Source organism: Psychrobacter sp. NG27 (genome assembly GCF_016106655.1).
GTDB lineage: Bacteria > Pseudomonadota > Gammaproteobacteria > Pseudomonadales > Moraxellaceae > Psychrobacter.
This window is the reverse complement of the sequence record NZ_JADGIN010000001.1, coordinates 1-17360: the sequence shown is the minus strand read 5'-3', so window position 1 is coordinate 17360 and position 17360 is coordinate 1. Positions and strand designations below refer to the sequence as shown.

15 protein-coding genes are annotated in these 17360 nt (G+C 43.9%); 8 read left to right on the top strand and 7 right to left on the bottom strand.

The features are described 5' to 3' along the window. Positions 1–32 precede the first annotated feature (32 nt). Together ppc and IP485_RS00070 are read right to left on the bottom strand one after the other, a co-directional pair. A complete protein-coding gene (gene ppc / locus IP485_RS00075) occupies positions 33–2813 on the bottom strand; it encodes a phosphoenolpyruvate carboxylase (RefSeq protein ID WP_198325465.1) in 2781 nt (926 codons plus the stop codon). A gap of 271 nt (positions 2814–3084) precedes the next feature. After that, a complete protein-coding gene (locus IP485_RS00070; protein ID WP_198325464.1) occupies positions 3085–4365 on the bottom strand; it encodes a tyrosine-type recombinase/integrase in 1281 nt (426 codons plus the stop codon). A gap of 730 nt (positions 4366–5095) precedes the next feature. Here IP485_RS00070 and IP485_RS00065 point away from each other — a divergent pair. From IP485_RS00065 to IP485_RS00055, 3 genes are all read left to right on the top strand, one after another. Next, a complete protein-coding gene (locus IP485_RS00065) occupies positions 5096–5545 on the top strand; it encodes a MarR family winged helix-turn-helix transcriptional regulator (RefSeq protein WP_197176856.1) in 450 nt (149 codons plus the stop codon). 133 nt (positions 5546–5678) lie between these two features. Then, entirely contained in the window at positions 5679–6473 is a 795-nt protein-coding gene (locus tag IP485_RS00060) for a siderophore-interacting protein (protein WP_198325463.1), read from the top strand. Next, positions 6394–6993, top strand: coding sequence for a DUF2798 domain-containing protein (locus IP485_RS00055; RefSeq protein ID WP_265090923.1), 600 nt, complete (start codon positions 6394–6396; stop codon positions 6991–6993). Before IP485_RS00060 ends, IP485_RS00055 begins: the two co-directional genes overlap by 80 nt. A gap of 104 nt (positions 6994–7097) precedes the next feature. Here IP485_RS00055 and IP485_RS00050 read toward each other — a convergent pair whose 3' ends face one another. Then, positions 7098–8030, bottom strand: a complete 933-nt coding sequence (locus tag IP485_RS00050; RefSeq protein ID WP_198325461.1) for a homocysteine S-methyltransferase family protein — start codon at positions 8028–8030, stop codon at positions 7098–7100. Between the two features lie 317 nt (positions 8031–8347). Between IP485_RS00050 and IP485_RS00045 the strand changes: the two genes are divergently transcribed. After that, positions 8348–8851 carry a hypothetical protein gene (locus IP485_RS00045; RefSeq protein WP_198325460.1) on the top strand — a complete coding sequence of 168 codons (504 nt, stop codon included), beginning with the start codon at positions 8348–8350 and terminating at the stop codon, positions 8849–8851. A gap of 76 nt (positions 8852–8927) precedes the next feature. Here IP485_RS00045 and IP485_RS00040 read toward each other — a convergent pair whose 3' ends face one another. Both IP485_RS00040 and IP485_RS00035 read right to left on the bottom strand, forming a co-directional pair. Then, positions 8928–10055, bottom strand: a complete 1128-nt coding sequence (locus tag IP485_RS00040) for a zinc-binding dehydrogenase (protein ID WP_198325459.1) — start codon at positions 10053–10055, stop codon at positions 8928–8930. A gap of 129 nt (positions 10056–10184) precedes the next feature. After that, entirely contained in the window at positions 10185–10862 is a 678-nt protein-coding gene (locus IP485_RS00035) for a glutathione S-transferase family protein (RefSeq protein WP_198325458.1), read from the bottom strand. Between the two features lie 196 nt (positions 10863–11058). Between IP485_RS00035 and IP485_RS00030 the strand changes: the two genes are divergently transcribed. From IP485_RS00030 to IP485_RS00020, 3 genes are all read left to right on the top strand, one after another. Then, a complete protein-coding gene (locus IP485_RS00030) occupies positions 11059–11970 on the top strand; it encodes a LysR family transcriptional regulator (protein WP_198325457.1) in 912 nt (303 codons plus the stop codon). A gap of 83 nt (positions 11971–12053) precedes the next feature. After that, positions 12054–12782 carry an SDR family oxidoreductase gene (locus IP485_RS00025; RefSeq protein ID WP_227686345.1) on the top strand — a complete coding sequence of 243 codons (729 nt, stop codon included), beginning with the start codon at positions 12054–12056 and terminating at the stop codon, positions 12780–12782. A 77-nt stretch (positions 12783–12859) separates the two neighbouring features. Next, on the top strand, positions 12860–13453 hold the full coding sequence (locus IP485_RS00020) for a 2-hydroxychromene-2-carboxylate isomerase (RefSeq protein WP_198325455.1): 594 nt from the start codon (positions 12860–12862) through the stop codon (positions 13451–13453). Between the two features lie 39 nt (positions 13454–13492). On the opposite strand, the gene cueR is transcribed toward IP485_RS00020, so the two are convergent. Together cueR and IP485_RS00010 are read right to left on the bottom strand one after the other, a co-directional pair. After that, positions 13493–13885 (bottom strand): Cu(I)-responsive transcriptional regulator, encoded by a 393-nt coding sequence (gene cueR / locus IP485_RS00015; protein ID WP_198325454.1) that lies wholly within the window; start codon positions 13883–13885, stop codon positions 13493–13495. A gap of 127 nt (positions 13886–14012) precedes the next feature. Continuing rightward, a complete protein-coding gene (locus tag IP485_RS00010) occupies positions 14013–16475 on the bottom strand; it encodes a heavy metal translocating P-type ATPase (protein ID WP_198325453.1) in 2463 nt (820 codons plus the stop codon). Positions 16476–16891: 416 nt separating this feature from the next. Between IP485_RS00010 and IP485_RS00005 the strand changes: the two genes are divergently transcribed. After that, complete coding sequence (locus IP485_RS00005) at positions 16892–17263, top strand: hypothetical protein (RefSeq protein WP_198325452.1); 372 nt, start codon at positions 16892–16894, stop codon at positions 17261–17263. The last annotated feature ends 97 nt before the right edge of the window (positions 17264–17360 follow it).

Below are 17360 nucleotides of genomic sequence, written 5' to 3'. Positions count from 1 at the left end.
TCTATCTCAAAGCTACTTAGCGAAAAGCTACCCTAACCAGTATTACGTAAACCAGCTGCTAGTGCATTAATACTACGGATTAATGGGTCTTCTACATTAATGTCACCATGTTCCGTATGGTTAGGGGTATCCTTTTGTCTAGCACGCTTTAACAGCTCAATCTGTATATAGTTGATCGGGTCTAGATAAGCGTCTCGCCATTGCAGGGATGAGGCAAGGTTTTGCTGATTGGATAATAAAGAGTCTTGCTCAAGCAGAGAGTTCAGGCCTGAATTGGTCAGCGTGTGTTCATCGGTGACCGCTGTCATGATTTTTTCGCGTAACGGCTTATCATCACATAGTTGGCTATAGGCTTTGGCAATATTCATATTGGCTTTGGTAAAGGCCATTTCAATATTACTGATAAACACGCTAAAAAACGGCCAGTGCTTATTCATCTCTTTCATTAACGCCTCATCAGCTTTGACACTATGCAGCGCACTACCGACGCCATACCAAGCAGGTAGGGTAAAGCGTGCCAATGACCAGCCAAACACCCAAGGAATCGCTCGCAAGGTGGTCTTACTTGGTAGGCCTTTTTTACGATGAGCAGGACGTGAGCCAATGTTTAATAGAGAGATTTCTTGGACAGGGGTGACCTCGGAGTAGAATTTATAAAACCCTTCCGTATGATCGGTCAGCTCGCGATAACGCTGCTCACCTGCGTCTGCTAAGCGTGCAAACAGCGCTTCATAATTTGGTAACTCAGTAGGTTGCACCACAAATCTGGACGAACAGGCTTTGAGTGTGCCCGTGATACCCATGGTCAGCTCAAATACAGCGGTGTCCGTATTGGCGTACTTGGCATATAGGACTTCGCCTTGCTCAGTCACTTTAATCTGACCATGTAGCGTGCCAGCGGGCTGTGCGGCGATGGCATTATGCGTTGATCCACCACCACGGCTCACAGATCCGCCGCGACCATGGAACAGTCGTGTTTTGATGCCATATTGCTCAGCGATATGGTTGATGGTTTGCTGTGCACTATAAAGCTGCCACGCCGAGGTGATGATGCCGCCATCTTTCGATGAGTCTGAATAACCCAGCATGATCTCTTGCGTGTTATCGGTATTCTGTAACAGTCCACGATACAGCGGATTGTCTAACACGGCAGGCAAGATTTTATCGATGTTTTTAAGATCTTCAATGGTCTCGAACAACGGTGCGACAGGTAGGTCAGCAGACAGTTGACCATCAGCATCAATCGTACATAAGCCTGCAAACCGCATTAACAGCAACACTTCTAGTAGCTGACTGGCATTATTAGTCATTGAAATGACGTAACTGCCAAAGGTGTCTTGGCCAACCAGTTTGCGTAGGGTGGCAACTGAATTCATCAGTGCCAACTGCTCGCGTGTTTTGTCTGCTAGGTTGTCAGTATAGATGAGTGGTGTGCCCGGTTTTTCTAGCAAGCGTGTTAGCCACTCTCGACGCTCTACTTCATTGAGCGTTTGATAGTCTGGCAGGTTAGAGGCACTGGCAAAAATATCAGCAATGACTTCGCCATGATAAGACGATTCCTGACGGATATCGAGCGCAGCTAGATGGAAACCACAGGTTTTGACCAGACGAATCACATCGAGTAATAACCCATCTGCATGTGCTGTGTCATGAGTATTCACGCTATGACGGATAATGCGTAGGTCTTCTAGTAATTCTTCTGGGTTGGTATACGCATCTTTTTCGGCCTCGATATCCGTGCCTTTGCTTTGAATGCGGCGATTGGTGGCTTTGACTTTAGTCAGAATGATAGAGAGCAGTCGACGATAAGGCTCATTACTGTAATCATCGAGATTGTAGTCAAATACCCGCTGATCGAGCTCATCGTAGCTTTTTATTTTGTTATATACGTCAGAAGATACCGTCACGATAGTGTCGCTATGAATAAGCTGTCGGCGCAGTTTTTTGATCAATACTTGGTAGTGACGCAGCACGGTATCAGCATGCATCAACACGGCACGCTCTGTGGTTTCAAAAGTCACAAAAGGATTGCCATCTCTATCGCCACCGATCCAAGAACCGAAGCTCATAAAGGCAGGTAGTGGATAATCGGTCAGCTCTGGGTAGATATCGACGATGGCTTTTTTGATATTGCGATACACTTTAGGAATGGCATTAAACAAGCTGGCATTAAAGTAGTGTAGTCCATTATTGATCTCATCATATACCAATGGCTTACGCGTACGCACTTCATCGGACGACCATAATAGATCAATCGTTTGCGCGGTTTGAGCCTTTGCTTGCTCGTACGCAAAGCTGTTTTCAGACACATTGTTTAAAGCATCACTATGCGTGAATAGACTTTGTAAGATATTCATCGTCGTGCGGCGACGCGCTTCGGTAGGATGCGCGGTGAATACGGGGATAAATTTCAACTGGTCAATCAGCTCTTTCATCTGAGCCGGCTCAATATTTCGATCACGACACTCAAGCAAGGTACGACGAAATGATCCTTCCCAGCTTTGCTCAGACTGCATACGCTGCGCATGACGCTGCTCACGCAAATAATTCTCTTCGCTTAGATTGGCTAGGAAAAAATAGATAGAAAAGCCGCGTATGACGTTTTTTAAGGTTTGATTATCCAAAGAAGCAATAAAATCGATAAGCTGCTGTTTATGTGCCTCATTCGGCTCACGGCGTTGCTGGATAAACCCTTTACGTAGCGTCTCGATAGTATGTAGAGTTTTTTCACCAGATTGGCGAGAGATTGCCTCGCCTAAAAACGAACCCAATAAGCTGATGCGTTCACGTAGTACATTGTTATCTAGAGTCATCCTTAACCTTCCTATCAAATGAGTGGAAATTATATCGTGCTATCTACTTTATCACTTATCTTGCCTATTCTCATGTGCTGGCTGGCTTGTCTAGTCGTTGGGATAAACAGTTTTAGTCTAGACACGCCAGTTCAAGCACACCCTAGGATAACGTCTTTTAGAAAAGCCGTCTTGTTATTTTTATACAAATAACTGCGTATCATTGTGTATTGGATAGTAACAGTCAGTCCAAAATGAAAGTGATAAAAATACTCATAACATTCTACTAGTATCAATTACCTGATGAAGTGTCGCTTCGCAGCCTATCTATATAGTCTGCCCAGTCTTGCATCATCTGTACTCTGGTCTCTATCTCATCAAGGCGATTATATGCACCGCCATGGGTGTCTTTTATTCGATGACCCAGCTGTAGCTCTGTCACGATATCTGAATAGCGCAGTTCAGGCTGCTCCATTAGCAAGGTCTTAGCAGAGGCGCGAAATCCATGGGCACACTGCACATCTTTGTATCCTAGTCGATGAAACACTTGTACGAGCGCTGCCTTACTAATATATGCATTGCTTGAAGCGCGCATAGATGAAAACACGTATTCATTGTGGCCTGTGATTGCCTGTATGTCTCGCAAACGCGCAATGACTTGCGACGCTAGTGGCACGACCAGATGTGACACCATGTCTTCACGACCTTCGCCCTTGGTAGGGGAGAATGCCCACAGCTCATTGTCCCACTCTATATCCTGCCAGCGCATCGAACGCAAATCAATACTACGTACAAAAACATAAGGTAATAAATTCATCGCTGCAAGTGTCATGCTACTGGCACCATTAAATGATGCCATATCTTGTAGTAGGTGAGCAAATTTGTCGGGCTTAGTGATGGCGGGCAAGTGCTTACCTGAGTTGGCAGGGGCCAGCTCGCCGCGAGTATCAACGGCCACATTTCTATCACATAGTCCGCGTGCGACCGCAAATGAAAACACTTTTTCCGTATATAGTCGTGTACTAGCACCAACGAAGGTCGCTTGGTTTTTATTATTCTGAATCGACTCACACACGGTCAGTATGATTTCACTGGTGATGTCATTCATTCGTAGATCACCAATCTCTTGGCACATATAGCCCAAGCACAAATCCCAAAACTTGAGGGTTGATTCACTAAATGCCGCTCTGTTGGCTTTACCCTTATCACGCCCTGCTATTTTGTTAGCGCGCCATGCTTGAACCACTTCAGCGAATGGCGCATTTTTTAGATGGGCATATTTATTGGTTTTTTCTTGTTGGTGGCGCGCTTTAGGGTCGACACCTTTTGCCACCAGCTCAAGTATAGATTCCGCTTGGTATTTAACCTCATATAGACTGACGTCCTCGACATTACCCAGCATCATTTTGGGACGCTTTCCCGTCAGATGTGGATGGCTATAACGAAGATAATATGTCTTTTTACCATTAGGAGAGACCCGCACGCTCAGACCAGAAATACCCGGCACAGTGACTGAATATTGTTTTTCTTTAATAATAAGGCTATTGATGTCGCTCAGACTGTGGATTGGCATGTATTATTCCGTGACGGTTGTACCATCGGCTTAAGATCGTTTGTCGTTAACTGTATGTATATTCATATAAATTGAATATAGTAGTAAATAACTAAATGTCTTGCGCAGTATAGGCTTAACACTAATTCATTGATGACTAACGTCTATTTTATACACATACTCATTTACTATTGCATATTGGACACCAATAAGGACACCTGTTTTTTAATTATTTAATAAAATAATTTTATTATCAGCTACTTATATAATAATCATCCCCAAGTTACCCTTGGGGATGATTATATCATAATTGGCAAAATAATAAGCGGATAGGGCACAGACTAGTAATGAGCCGTGTACTTATTGTCTAATATGTGATTATTGCTGAATTTTATAGACATAAAAAATGCTAAAAAATAACTCTAACGCCTTATACATTAAGACTTTGAAGAATTTTTTTATATAAATAGTGCTCGTGTACGTGCACAGAATAATAAAAACAGGGTCATGGTACTACTCTGTGCAAATTTCAAAACCAGTTTTTATCGTTAGTCGGTAGCGCTAACGAAAGTGAGTAGCATCATTGGCGATGGCGACTTGGTACTTAGTACTTGGAAACAGAAACAGAAGCTACATGACCGAATCTACATAACTGTATCTATAAAGCTGAGACTTGAAATATCAGAATATGGTTGACAATATCAACCATATTATATATAGTTGCTTATATCAACTATATATAGAGGGTCAGATGTCTAAGAACTCATTGAGCGAAACATTGCATCAACTGATGCACACTTATACCAATCTATTGCTTGAAGGTATTAAGCGTCAAGAGCTGGAATTGTCAGTGACACATATCAGAACCCTAAAAAGCGTTTATTACAATTCTGAGAGCACCGCCAAATCTATTGCGGAGCGTATTGAACGAGATAAGGCGCAAATCACACGTGCATTGAATGATTTGCTAGCCGCCGACTTAATTGTCAAAAAAGCCAATCCGCTAGATGGTCGTAGCCAACTGTTACAACCAACCGCTAAAGGCGAGGCAGTGATGGAAAAGCTTAATGCAGCAGAAGATTGGGCGCGTGGGCAACTGACAAAAAATCTCACCATCGTTGAGCTGTCACTGTTTTTTCAAGTCAGTCGCACGATGATCGACAATGTCAAAAACAGCGCAAGCAATAGTGTTGGTGAGTAAGTAGTCATTATGAATTGACTCTCACTTACCATAATGTCAGTAGTAATAAATGTCAGTAGTAATAATTGAAAATTTCGATTAACGATACGCAAGTCTAAATAACAGTTAATAGCTGCAAAAATGGAAAAATATTATGAATAATACGATTAGTCAAACACCTGTACGAGAAGTCATGACCGTGGCTGATAAGCAAATGCTGACGCCGCACTATATTCGCATTTATCTGACCGCACAGCCTGATACGATTGCCAATATTGCCACCATGACTATAGGGGCAAACAACAAAGTCGCCATTCCTATCGATAAAACCCAAGCCCTTGACCTCAATGATAAGTCCAGCTTTGTGATACGTACTTATACCCATCGTGGCGTAGATGTTGAGAAACAACAAATCTGGATTGATTTTGTTGCTCATGGTGATGCAGCGCCTGCCTCAGGCTGGGCCACCCATGCTCAAGTGGGTGATGAGCTGGGTGTGATGATGAAGCCAAAAAACAAAGCGCTTTGTCCTACCACAGATCACATTTTATTGGCGGGTGATGCCACGGCCATACCAGTGCTTGGCGCGATACTAGAGAGCCTGCCTGCTACGACTAGCGGCCACTGCGTCATCGAAGTGCATGGGCTAGAGGACGAACAAGATCTGCCAACGGCTGCCAATATAAAAATGACATGGCTACACAACGCAGATCCTATGCAAGGCGGTCAATTGATTGATGCCGTAAAGGCGCTCACGCTACCAGATGAAGCGCAAAGCCGTTTTGCTTATGTGGCGAGTGAGTTTGAATCGGTCAAAGCCATTCGTCAGTATTTAAAAGGTGAGCAGCAGTGGTCGAAAGACGAGCTGTATGCTTTTTCTTATTGGAAAGCAGGTGTGGCTGAAGATCAGTCCGCAAACGCTCGCCGCGAAGAAAAAGACGCAGAGTGATTCAGACGATATTGGTTACGATCGGAAGGTAATAATGGCTTTGCAAAACAGTTTGTTGCTTAATACGAATGGCAAAAAAACACCGCTACTGCATAAAGTGTTAGTAGTACTCGCCATAATGACGGTCATGGGCGGGTTATTGACCGGCATCATGACTTATATGAATGTGGGGTATACCAGTAACTTTTTTATCGATTGGTCTAAAGCCTTGCTATCTGCTTTTGCGGTGATGCCCATTGGTATTCTACTCATTGGGTTGATAACCAAAGGTGTTAACCGGCTGCTACCTGATATGAAAGCACATAAGCGTAATCTCCTCGTTGGCGTACTGATGGCGTGCGCTATGGAGTCGATGTTGGCGTTTAGCACCGCGACCAATACTATTGGTTTTTCAGACACAGCCGCCTTTTTGCATGGCTGGCTAGTAGGGTTTTTGGCGGCTCTGCCGGTTGGCGTGACATTGATGATCATTATTTCTATGACCATCAAACCCAAGATCGAGGCATTTTTAAAGAGTTAAAAACGAGCATTGCCAAAAAGCCATACTAAAAAATTAGACAATAAAAAGTCCAAAAAACATCGTTTTTTGGACTTTTTATTTGTTTTTTGTCCGTTTGTAGCCTGTTATTTCTGTGTTGTCGCATCTCCTGCGAAGTGCTGGCTCAACGCCTGAATATGCTCAGGGCCAATACCGCAGCAACCGCCAATCAATGATGCACCTTGCGCTTGCCATTTTTGCGCCCAAAGCAGATATGCAGGCGGAGTGAGATCGTCACGCACTTCATTGAGCGTATCATTTGCAGCGGCATCTTTTGGTTGTGGCGGAAAGGCATTGGCATATGCCCCTAGCTTGATGTGCGCCGCGTCTTTTTCTTGCAACACGTTTTGGGCAACCTCTAGCGCCTGATTGATCACTTCAGGCTGGCAACAGTTAAACAGTATCGCCTCGATATTAAGGTCGGCCATTGTTGCCACCGCTTCTTGCACCGTTTCCCCTGAACGCAGACGAGGTAAGTCGATATCCATATTATCTTCTAAAGTAAAAGCAACCCACAGTGGCTTATTGTCCCTATCTAGTGTGCTCAGTAGCTCACGAACTGCCACAGACTCTGCGATTAGGCTTTGAGTCTCTGCCAGCCAAAAATCCACGTGTGGACTCAACCCTTTTATAAGCGGAGTGCCAATATCTTCTACGTGTTCAGCATCAAACAAATCTGCGCGATATGAGCCAAATAGTGGCGGGATAGAGCCTGCCACTTTAGTCGCCGTACCCTCCAGCGTGATTGCTGCACGTGCCATCTCTCCTGCCGATGCAGCCAACGCTTGAGCTTGATCAGCAAAACGCTCTGCGCCAATATGAAAGGGGACTAGGGCGTAACTGTTGGTGGTAATGACAGCTGCACCGCTTTGGATATAAGCGCGGTGTACGTCACGGACGATTTCGGGTGCTTCTATCATCGCGAGCGCCGACCATTCAGGTTGGCGAAACGGTGCACCGCGTTTCGCCAATTCTCGTCCCATGCCACCATCAATAATTGTGGTTGTTTTAATTGGCATAATAAGTCCCTCTTTATTGTAAGTAGCTGAGCCTACTAAGGCTATATTTTAGGAAATAGAGTTATTTAAAGAGGCGAGATACTAGGCGCAATAAGGAGTAGATGCAACCAAAAGTTTAGTAGTAATGTTAATGTATGGTTTTTAGCATTTGATTTTTTACTTGAACGTAGGTATTAAAGGGTATTGGCAATGGTTTTTAATTCCAACAAGAAAAAGCAGATATTAATGATGGCATTTGCCTTTTTGTATTCAGCGTAAGGGCTGATAAGTCGCTAAAATAATAAAGCGTAAAATGTTAACTTCACTGTGAGGTAATTTTGAAATTTAAAGAATTAATGAGTTTTCCTGCTACCGAAGCAGGAAAGATAGATATTGATGAACTCATTCTAAATCTACCTAGTACACCGATAGATGTCTTAGAACAATTTTATCAGGATCACGGACGTAACGAACAGTTTCATGAGCAATATGCTGAACTGGATATTCACAACTTAAAATGGGAGTTGGTTAATCTCACCTTTAATGAAATTTCATGCGCTACAATTTTTTCTAGTTTTCAAAGGTGGGTGGACGCTTGTTATATAAAGTCTCGTCGAGTTTCGACAGATCTAAACTGGAAGTTAATTGGACATACAGATCAAACTGTAGAGAACTGGAAGTATAATCATACTTGGAACAGATCACCTATATTTCTTGAATTAAATTGCAAATTGCATTTAGTCGAAGGTCATTCAAGGTTCGGCTGTTTAAGAGGGCTTGTTAGTGAAGGTTTGATTCCTAGTAATAGAACCCATAAGATATGGTTGGCAAAAATCGTATAACAATTACACAAAAAAAGCAGATACCAATGATAGTATCTGCTTTTTTATATTTCAGAATCACTCATACAAGTAATGATTAGCCTTGAGGCGTAATCAAGTACTTCTCACCAGTGGCTTGCTTGCCATATTTGGCGATTGACTTTAACTGTAAGGCTTCTTCTAGTGTTACTTCATGCGTATAGCTGCTTGCGAAGGTAGTAGTGATCTCTTCTGCAACTCTTTGACGCATTGACATGACTGTTTTGGTACCCAGTTTGCCTAGCGCATTGAATAACAAGAAACCATTCACACCCCAAGAAAAACCAAAGTTACGATTTAGCGTGATAGGACCACGGTTTAATGCACCATAAACATAGGCTTGTTTGAAGGTGTTTGAGCCATATACGCTGTATTCTTCTACATCACGGGTGATTGCCGCTTCCATGCAGTTCAAAATATCGCTGGTTAATTGACCGCCGCCGATAGGATCGAATGAGATAGTGGCGCCTGTTTCAATGATGGCTGCCGTCAAGTCCTTTAGGAATGTATCACTGCTTGAGTTGACCACGTATTTTGCACCCATATCACGTAGTAGTTTTTCTTGTTCTTCCTTACGCACGATATTGATCAAATCAACACCATCGGCCATACAGATGCGGTTAAGCATTTGGCCAAGGCTAGATGCTGCCGCTGCATGAATGATGGCTTTGTGGCCTTCCGCACGCATGGTTTCGACCATCGCTAATGCGGTAAGTGGATTCACAAAAGAAGAAGCCCCTTCTTTAGCCGTCGTGCCTTCTTTTAATACCAAGCAGCTTTTGACATTGACACAGTGGTATTGACGATAAGTACCGCCACCAATGACGGCAACCATCTTGCCCATCAATGCTTGTGCGGCTTCTGATGACCCTGCTGCAACAACAGTGCCAGCGCCTTCATTACCTACAGGTGTGTCTTTACCAACGCGTGTTTTGAGTGAGGGCATATATTTAGCTGGCACGTCAGCAGTCACGACTGGGCTTTGCTCGGTGCCTGACTGTACTGCAGTCGACATGTCGGCCGCGCTGAACATAACCCCAAAATCAGAAGGGTTCAATGGTGCCGCTTCAATACGAACGACGATTTCATCTGCACCCGGCGTTGGCATATCAATGTCTTGCAAGCTTAGGGTCAGTTTGTTGTCATCACTAACCGTTGAAATAAGTTGTAAGTTTTTATCTGTCATAAAGTTTGCTCCTGCAAATCGTTATAGTTATTGAACCAATGACGGTATTGTATTGGCTCTCTTTTTAATTATTGAATAAAGGTCGTTCTGTAGTTGAATACTTTTAATCTTGAACCAGTTAGCATCGAACTAGCCAGCGTTTGCGGCTTTAATTTGGGCTGTCACATGCTGCATGAACTCAGGCATGTTTGCTTGGCTATCTGCTTGAACGCTTTGCGCAATGTCAGTTTTACTCATGGCTTTGTTCCACTCTTTCATGCCTTCTACTTCTGCCAATACATCCCACTCAAGCTGGGTAGAGCCAAAGGCGCTGACAATGGTATTGACATAATGCACATAAATATCAGCCATCGTGAACTGCTCGCCTGCAATCCAAGGCGAGAATTTGCACAATCGATTCAAGGCAATAATACCGCGGCTCATCACTTGACGTACCTCATCCTTGATGGCATCAGGGGCATTGGTACCAGAAAACACATAAGGAATCAGGCGACGACTTGGTAGCTCAAAATAAAGCTCTGCGATTTTCATGATTTGGCGTACGGTGGCACGTTCTGCGGCATCTTTAGGATAAAGTGGTTTTTCAGGGTAAGTCTCTTCTAAAAAATCACAGATCACGCTCGACTCTGACAGATTAAAGCCATCAGGCATTGTGATAGCAGGTACTTTGCCTACTGGGCTAACGGTGAGGAGATCATCGCTACCTGCGTATAGCAGGTCTTCTTGGAATAGCAGTTCTTTGTATAAAAGGGCGTGTTTCACGATATTGTAATAGTTGCTTGCGGCAAAACCATGCAAAGTAATCATAAGTCCATTTCCATTATTAGAGTAAAAATTGTAGTTTTTAATTTAAACACATTATTACTGGTTTTAATGTGGTTATATATAAGGAAAAACGTGAATCACTATTGCTTTTTAAGCAACAATAAGACCAAAATACTCAAAAGTAGTGATTAATCAATGATCAACCAATAGTCAACTAGCGATGAGATGGAGAGGTTAATTGGATCAATTACGGGCAATACGCTATTTCAGCAAAGTCGTCGAAACCGGCAGTTTCACCCAAGCGGCAAAGGCATTCGATGTACCGCCATCCTCATTGTCGAGGCGAGTGTCTGATTTAGAAAAGAGCCTCGGCGCCACTTTACTGAAGCGCTCGACGCGTCTGGTTAAACTGACTGAAGTAGGGCAAGTATATTACAACGATATGCAGCACATATTGAACCAGTTAGAGCAAAGCAAAGAGACGGTGAGAAGCTACCAGACGACACCTATGGGACGGCTACGCATTAGCTCGATGGTGGGTTTTGGTGAAAAAATACTGCTACCGTTACTAGATGAGTTCAGTGCGCTATACCCTCAGATTATATTGGACGTCAGCTTAAGCGATGAGCTGTCGACGCTCGGCCGTGATGATGTCGATATTGCCATTCGTGGTGGTTACGCGCCCAATGAAAGGGTGATTGCCATCAGGCTCATGGACAATGGCTTTATTCCCGTCGCTGCACCCGCTTATCTGGAAAAAAATGGCACACCAATCCATGTGATGGAGCTCAAAGAGCATAACGGTCTTTATTTTAAAACACCCTCAGGGGCAACGCCTTGGTTGTGTTTTATGAATGATCAGTGGCATGATGTCTCAGGGCCTATCGTCGCAATCTCAAACAGCGGACCGTGGCTGGCAAGAAAAGCCTGCAATGGTGAGGGTATCCTAATGTCCACTCGGTGGGCATTGGCCTCATATCTTGAGTCAGGTGCACTACAAGAGCTGAGCTTTGAGCACAAGCTGGCCATTACTCAGCATGCGGAGATGGCGGTGTATTTGTTATATCAAAAACAGCGATACCTAGTGCCTAAGGTCAAAGCGGCAGTGGATTTTTTGGTAGATAAAATAAAAGTCATTGATGAACATTGAGCATCAGTCAGTATGAACGTCACTATATAAAAGCATGATAAATGCATGGACAGGCTAAAACAAAAAATCATAGGGAAATAGATATGAATAGAGCACCCGTTGCAGTTGTCATTGGCGCAGGTGATGCCACTGGCAGCGCTGTTGCCAAACGATTCGCAAAAGAAGGATTTACCTTGTGCGTGACCAGAAGGCATGTCGACAAATTGAGCACTTTGGTCAGTGATATTGAGGCCGCTGGCGGGATAGCAAAGCCCTTTGGCTGTGATGCGCGTGTCGAGCAGGAGATGATTGAGCTGTTTGCTCATATCGAACAAGACATCGGGCCGATTGAGGTGGTGGTTTTCAACATCGGCGCAAATGTTCATTTCTCTATCGTAGACACCACAGAACGAGTCTATCGAAAAGTGTGGGAGATGGCAGCATTGGCTGGATTTTTGACAGGCAAGGAAGCGGCAAAGGTCATGATACCCCGCGCAAAAGGCACCATTATCTTTACGGGTGCAACGGCATCACTGCGTGGTGGCAAAGGGTTTTCTGCATTTGCTAGTGCTAAGTTTGCACTGCGGGCGCTGGCACAAAGCATGGCGCGAGAGCTTGGCCCACAAGGCATACATGTGGCGCATCCTATTATTGATGGCGGCATTGATACTGCCTTTATTCGTGATAATTTCCCTGAGCGCTATGCCCTAAAAGATCAAGACGGTATATTAAATCCGGAGCATATCGCGGAGCAGTACTGGCAACTGCATTGCCAGCCAAGAGACAGCTGGACACATGAGCTTGATTTGCGCCCATGGTTAGAGACTTTCTAGCAGCCAACTAATAGTCATTAACGTTAAACCCTTTACCCTCACAATCACCCAATATATTTTGCAAGGATGGCATTACTATGACAAAAACAGTCGAATTTTTCTTTGATGTAGGCAGTCCAGCCAGTTATTTGGCATGGACACAATTAAACGCGATAGCACAGCGTCATGATGCCAAAATTATCTGGCGACCTATGTTGCTTGGTGCTGTTTTTCAAGCGGTTGGTAATACCTCGCCCGCAGCAGTGCCTGCCAAAGGTGCCTATATGCTGCGCGACCTGAAACGTTTTGCCAAAATGTATAACGTGCCGTTTCGCTTTAATCCGTTTTTTCCATTGAATACGATGCAACTGATGCGCGGCGTTACCGCTTATCTCGAACAACCTGAGTTTCAAGCGTATCTAACAGCCGTGTTCAATGGTATATGGGCGGAAAAACTGAATATGGAGTCACCAGAAGTCATCGCCGACGTTCTGTCTAAAGCAGGGATTGATGCTGCTGATTTTATGAATCGTATTGGCCAGCCTGAGGTGAAAGAGCGCTTGAAAGCGATCACCGAAGAGGCGGTCACACGAGGGGTATTTGGCGCACCGAGTTTCTTTGTAAATGATGAGATGTTCTTTGGGCAAGACCGCTTAGATTTTGTTGATGCGGCTTTAGGCGACTGGAAATAAGGTTCGATGCTGGCAGGCCGCATATGGCGAAGGTGGTTTTTACTGACCTTGTCCTAAATCCTCTAAAATAGCGCAGTCTGCATTATCATCGCCTGCGCAATGATCAAAAGAGTTCTGTAGCGAGTCGACCATCTCCTGCAATTGAGTGATTTTTTGGTTTAACGTTTCGATATGCTCTTGTGTCAGTTGCTTAACATCTGCACTCTGACGGTTGGCATTTTTACGCAGATACAGTAACTCTTTCATTTGCTTGGATGAGAATCCCAAGTCACGAGAATGTCTCAAAAAGCATAGGTCGTCGATATCGTCTTTAGAATACAAGCGATAACCTGAATTTGAGCGATTTACTGTTTCTAGCAAGCCAATCTGCTCATAGTAGCGAATCATTTTGGTAGAGATGCCAGATTTTTTTGATGCTTGACCAATATTCATATTTATCATCCTAGCCTAAAAAGGGACTTAAATAACAAAAGGGTTTAAATAACTTGTGTATTTAAACCCTATAGGGATAATCTTTACGATTCTATATTCACTCTGTAGCGGTTTAGTAGTCCGCTGACTATGCTTTAAAGTACTTGAGGCGTAACGCATTACCCAATACGAAAACAGAAGAGAGTGCCATGGCGCCTGCCGCAAAAATAGGTGATAGTAAAATGCCAAATACTGGATACAAGACACCTGCGGCAATTGGAATCAAAGCAACATTATAAATAAACGCCCAAGCCAGGTTTTGTCTGATATTGCTGATGGTGGCTTTACTCAAGGCAATTGCAGTAGGCACACCTTGCAGACTACCTGACATTAGCACCACTTCAGCCGCCTCAATCGCCACGTCTGTGCCTGTACCAATGGCCAATCCAACATCGGATTGAGCCAATGCAGGGGCATCATTGATACCGTCACCAACAAATGCCACTCGGCCATATTGTTCTTGCAACTGGCGTATCGCGTCCACTTTGCCTTCGGGTAATACTTCTGCCACTACCTGATCGATATTTAATTTTGCGGCAATCGCTTGGGCGGTATGGCGATTATCACCTGTAATCATGGCCACTTTTAAGCCTAACTGATGTAGTGCGGCGATGGCGGCATGAGTCGTCTCTTTAATAGGATCTGCAACGGCGATGATAGCGGCCAACTGCTGGTCAATAGAGACATAGAGAGGGGTTTTACCTTCTTGCCCCAAACGTAGCGCATCTTGTTCAAAAGGCGCAACATCAAGCCCCAATTGTTGCATATAACGATCCGCCCCAATATGGATCACTTGTCCTGCCACGTTTGCTTGAATGCCCAAACCTGTTATCGTCTCAAAGTCAGTGATAGGAAGCAGTTGAATATTCTGTTGCTCTGCGGCCTGAACAATGGCTAAGGCAATTGGATGCTCAGACTTTGCTTCAACCGATGCCACCACACGTAAGACTTGTTCTTTCTCAAATCCTTGTTGAACTTGGAAATCCGTTAACGTAGGTTTGCCTTCGGTCAATGTGCCTGTTTTATCAACGGCAACCACGCTCACGTCCTGAAGCATTTGTAGCGCTTCACCTTTACGGAATAGCACACCTAACTCTGCACCACGACCCGTACCGACCATAATAGAGGTGGGAGTGGCCAATCCCATTGCACAAGGGCAAGCCACAATGAGCACGGCAACCGCATTGATTAAGCCAAAGGTTAAGGCAGGGTCAGGGCCAAAAATCAACCAAACTATAAAGGTCAATGCTGATAAAAACATCACCGCTGGTACAAACCACATGGTGACTTTATCCACCAATGCTTGAATCGGTAATTTAGAGCCTTGGGCTTGTTCTACCATACGAATGATTTGTGCTAATACAGAATCTTCACCGATAGCCGTTGCCCGAATATTCACGGTGCCATTTTGATTGATAGTACCGCCGACTACTTGATCACCTGCTTGTTTTTTCACAGGGACAGGTTCACCCGTAATCATAGACTCATCAATATAACTGTGACCGTCGACGACTTCGCCATCGATAGGCACACGCTCGCCTGGACGGATTTCAACCATCATTTGTGCGGTGACGTCTTCTACAGGGACTTCAATGACTTTGCCATCTTGCTGTACACGGGCGGTCTTCGCCTGCATACCTACTAAATGCTGAATGGCTTGAGAAGTACGTCCTTTGGCCTTTGCTTCAAAATAACGACCTAATAATATCAAGCTCACAATCACAGCAGCGGCTTCGTAATAGACGTGCACCGTGCCTTCAGGTAACGCTTGCGGGATAAATGTCGCTATTAGAGAAAAGCCATATGCTGCGACGGTACCAATAGCTACTAGCGAATTCATATCTGGCGCAAAACGCAATAAGGCTGGCACGCCTTTTTGATAAAAGCGTCGGCCTGGAAAGAGTAGTACCAATGTGGTTAAAACAAACTGTATCAGCCAACTTTGCTGAGTGCCGAGGTTATTCACCACCCACATATGAAAGGCGGGAATCATATGCGAGCCCATTGCTAAAATGAATACGGGCAATGACAACAGCGCAGAAAGCCCTAAGTCTCGTTTAAGCTGATTTTGCTCTGAGGCTTTTTTATCTTGTCGATCACTTTGGTCTTGTTCTACCAGTTTGGCCTCGTAGCCCGCTTTTTTAACGGCCTCAATCAATTCACTCGTTTTTATTTGCGCGTCGCCTTTAATCCAAGCGCGTTCAGTCGCAAGGTTTACTGTGGCTTGTTGCACGCCAGCGACTTTTGCCAAGGATTTTTCTACTCGTCCAACGCAAGAGGCACAGCTCATGCCTTCTATTGATAGCTCGATAGGCTTGGTTTCAGTCACCTTATAGCCTGCATGCTCTACCGCTTTGTTTAACTGGGTAACATCTAAAGGCTGAGATGAGTAAACAGTCGCCTGTTCAGTGGCAAGATTTACCTCAGCGTTTTCAACGTGTTCAATATTTTTTAATTGTTTTTCGATACGCCCGACGCAAGAGGCACAACTCATGCCTTCAATGCTCAGCACTTCATGATAAGTAGGGGCTTTAGTATTTTTTGTTTTCATAACAACCTCTGTCGTTTTTAACTATATTTTTAATCTTATTTTCAAATCTATAGCGACAGCATATAGGTTGACATCATGGTAAGGTCAAGCGTATTTTTATAATATTTTCAAAACATTACTCCTGAACCGTGTTGTGATTATGAAGTAAGGGTGAGGAAGGTTAAAATGAGAGGAGTGGTAGATAAAAAAGAAGGGTATTGCCGATAACTTATCTCATGGAAACAAGGTCGGCACCCTAGTGAGGACTTGAATCCTAGGCTGTAGGCTAGTGGTAGCAATGGTTGGAGTAACAGCAGTGTACTTCATGGTGTACTTACCATGCATATCCTATTCGTGATCGGTGTGCTATACAGGCATCGAGCTGCTAGTATTCGAGAATACTTTAATCACTATAAAATTAAAGGAACTATCACACCATGATCGTTAAATACACAAAGTTGGATGATAATAATAGCTCTTTAACGCTGGGAAAGAACTATATCGTTATTTCTATTAGTATAAGACCAGATGAAAAACAACCTTTAATTACTATCCGAAGAAATGATGATGGAACACCTTGTGTTTTCAGCTTAGCGCTCTTTGATGTGATTGACTCTCAAATACCTCAAAACTGGGAGTGGTATGAATTGAATAGTGGTTTTAAGGGCTATTATCGATTACAACCAATCGAGTTCCATGGAAATTTTTGGCATGACTATCATGATGGTCATGAGAAAGCTGATGAGCTATTTGAAAAAGTCTATAGCCTATTAAATGATCGAGCTATAATAAATGGGTATCAAGTATAAATTTTTACAAATAAATTATTGGTGGTGTTCTAAAAAGTATGCTGGCATCAGACATAACCATAGTTAATATAAAAGAATAACAGATCGAATACTTTAA

Coding starts and splice junctions, on each gene's coding strand:
- IP485_RS00065 (WP_197176856.1), top strand. CDS start 5,096: ATGTCTAAGAACTCATTGAGCGAAACATTGCATCAACTGATGCACACT.
- IP485_RS00050 (WP_198325461.1), bottom strand. CDS start 8,030: ATGCCAATTAAAACAACCACAATTATTGATGGTGGCATGGGACGAGAA.
- IP485_RS00070 (WP_198325464.1), bottom strand. CDS start 4,365: ATGCCAATCCACAGTCTGAGCGACATCAATAGCCTTATTATTAAAGAA.
- IP485_RS00005 (WP_198325452.1), top strand. CDS start 16,892: ATGATCGTTAAATACACAAAGTTGGATGATAATAATAGCTCTTTAACG.
- IP485_RS00035 (WP_198325458.1), bottom strand. CDS start 10,862: ATGATTACTTTGCATGGTTTTGCCGCAAGCAACTATTACAATATCGTG.
- IP485_RS00060 (WP_198325463.1), top strand. CDS start 5,679: ATGAATAATACGATTAGTCAAACACCTGTACGAGAAGTCATGACCGTG.
- ppc (WP_198325465.1), bottom strand. CDS start 2,813: ATGACTCTAGATAACAATGTACTACGTGAACGCATCAGCTTATTGGGT.
- IP485_RS00055 (WP_265090923.1), top strand. CDS start 6,394: ATGCTTTTTCTTATTGGAAAGCAGGTGTGGCTGAAGATCAGTCCGCAA.
- IP485_RS00040 (WP_198325459.1), bottom strand. CDS start 10,055: ATGACAGATAAAAACTTACAACTTATTTCAACGGTTAGTGATGACAAC.
- IP485_RS00010 (WP_198325453.1), bottom strand. CDS start 16,475: ATGAAAACAAAAAATACTAAAGCCCCTACTTATCATGAAGTGCTGAGC.
- cueR (WP_198325454.1), bottom strand. CDS start 13,885: ATGAATATTGGTCAAGCATCAAAAAAATCTGGCATCTCTACCAAAATG.
- IP485_RS00025 (WP_227686345.1), top strand. CDS start 12,054: ATGAATAGAGCACCCGTTGCAGTTGTCATTGGCGCAGGTGATGCCACT.
- IP485_RS00020 (WP_198325455.1), top strand. CDS start 12,860: ATGACAAAAACAGTCGAATTTTTCTTTGATGTAGGCAGTCCAGCCAGT.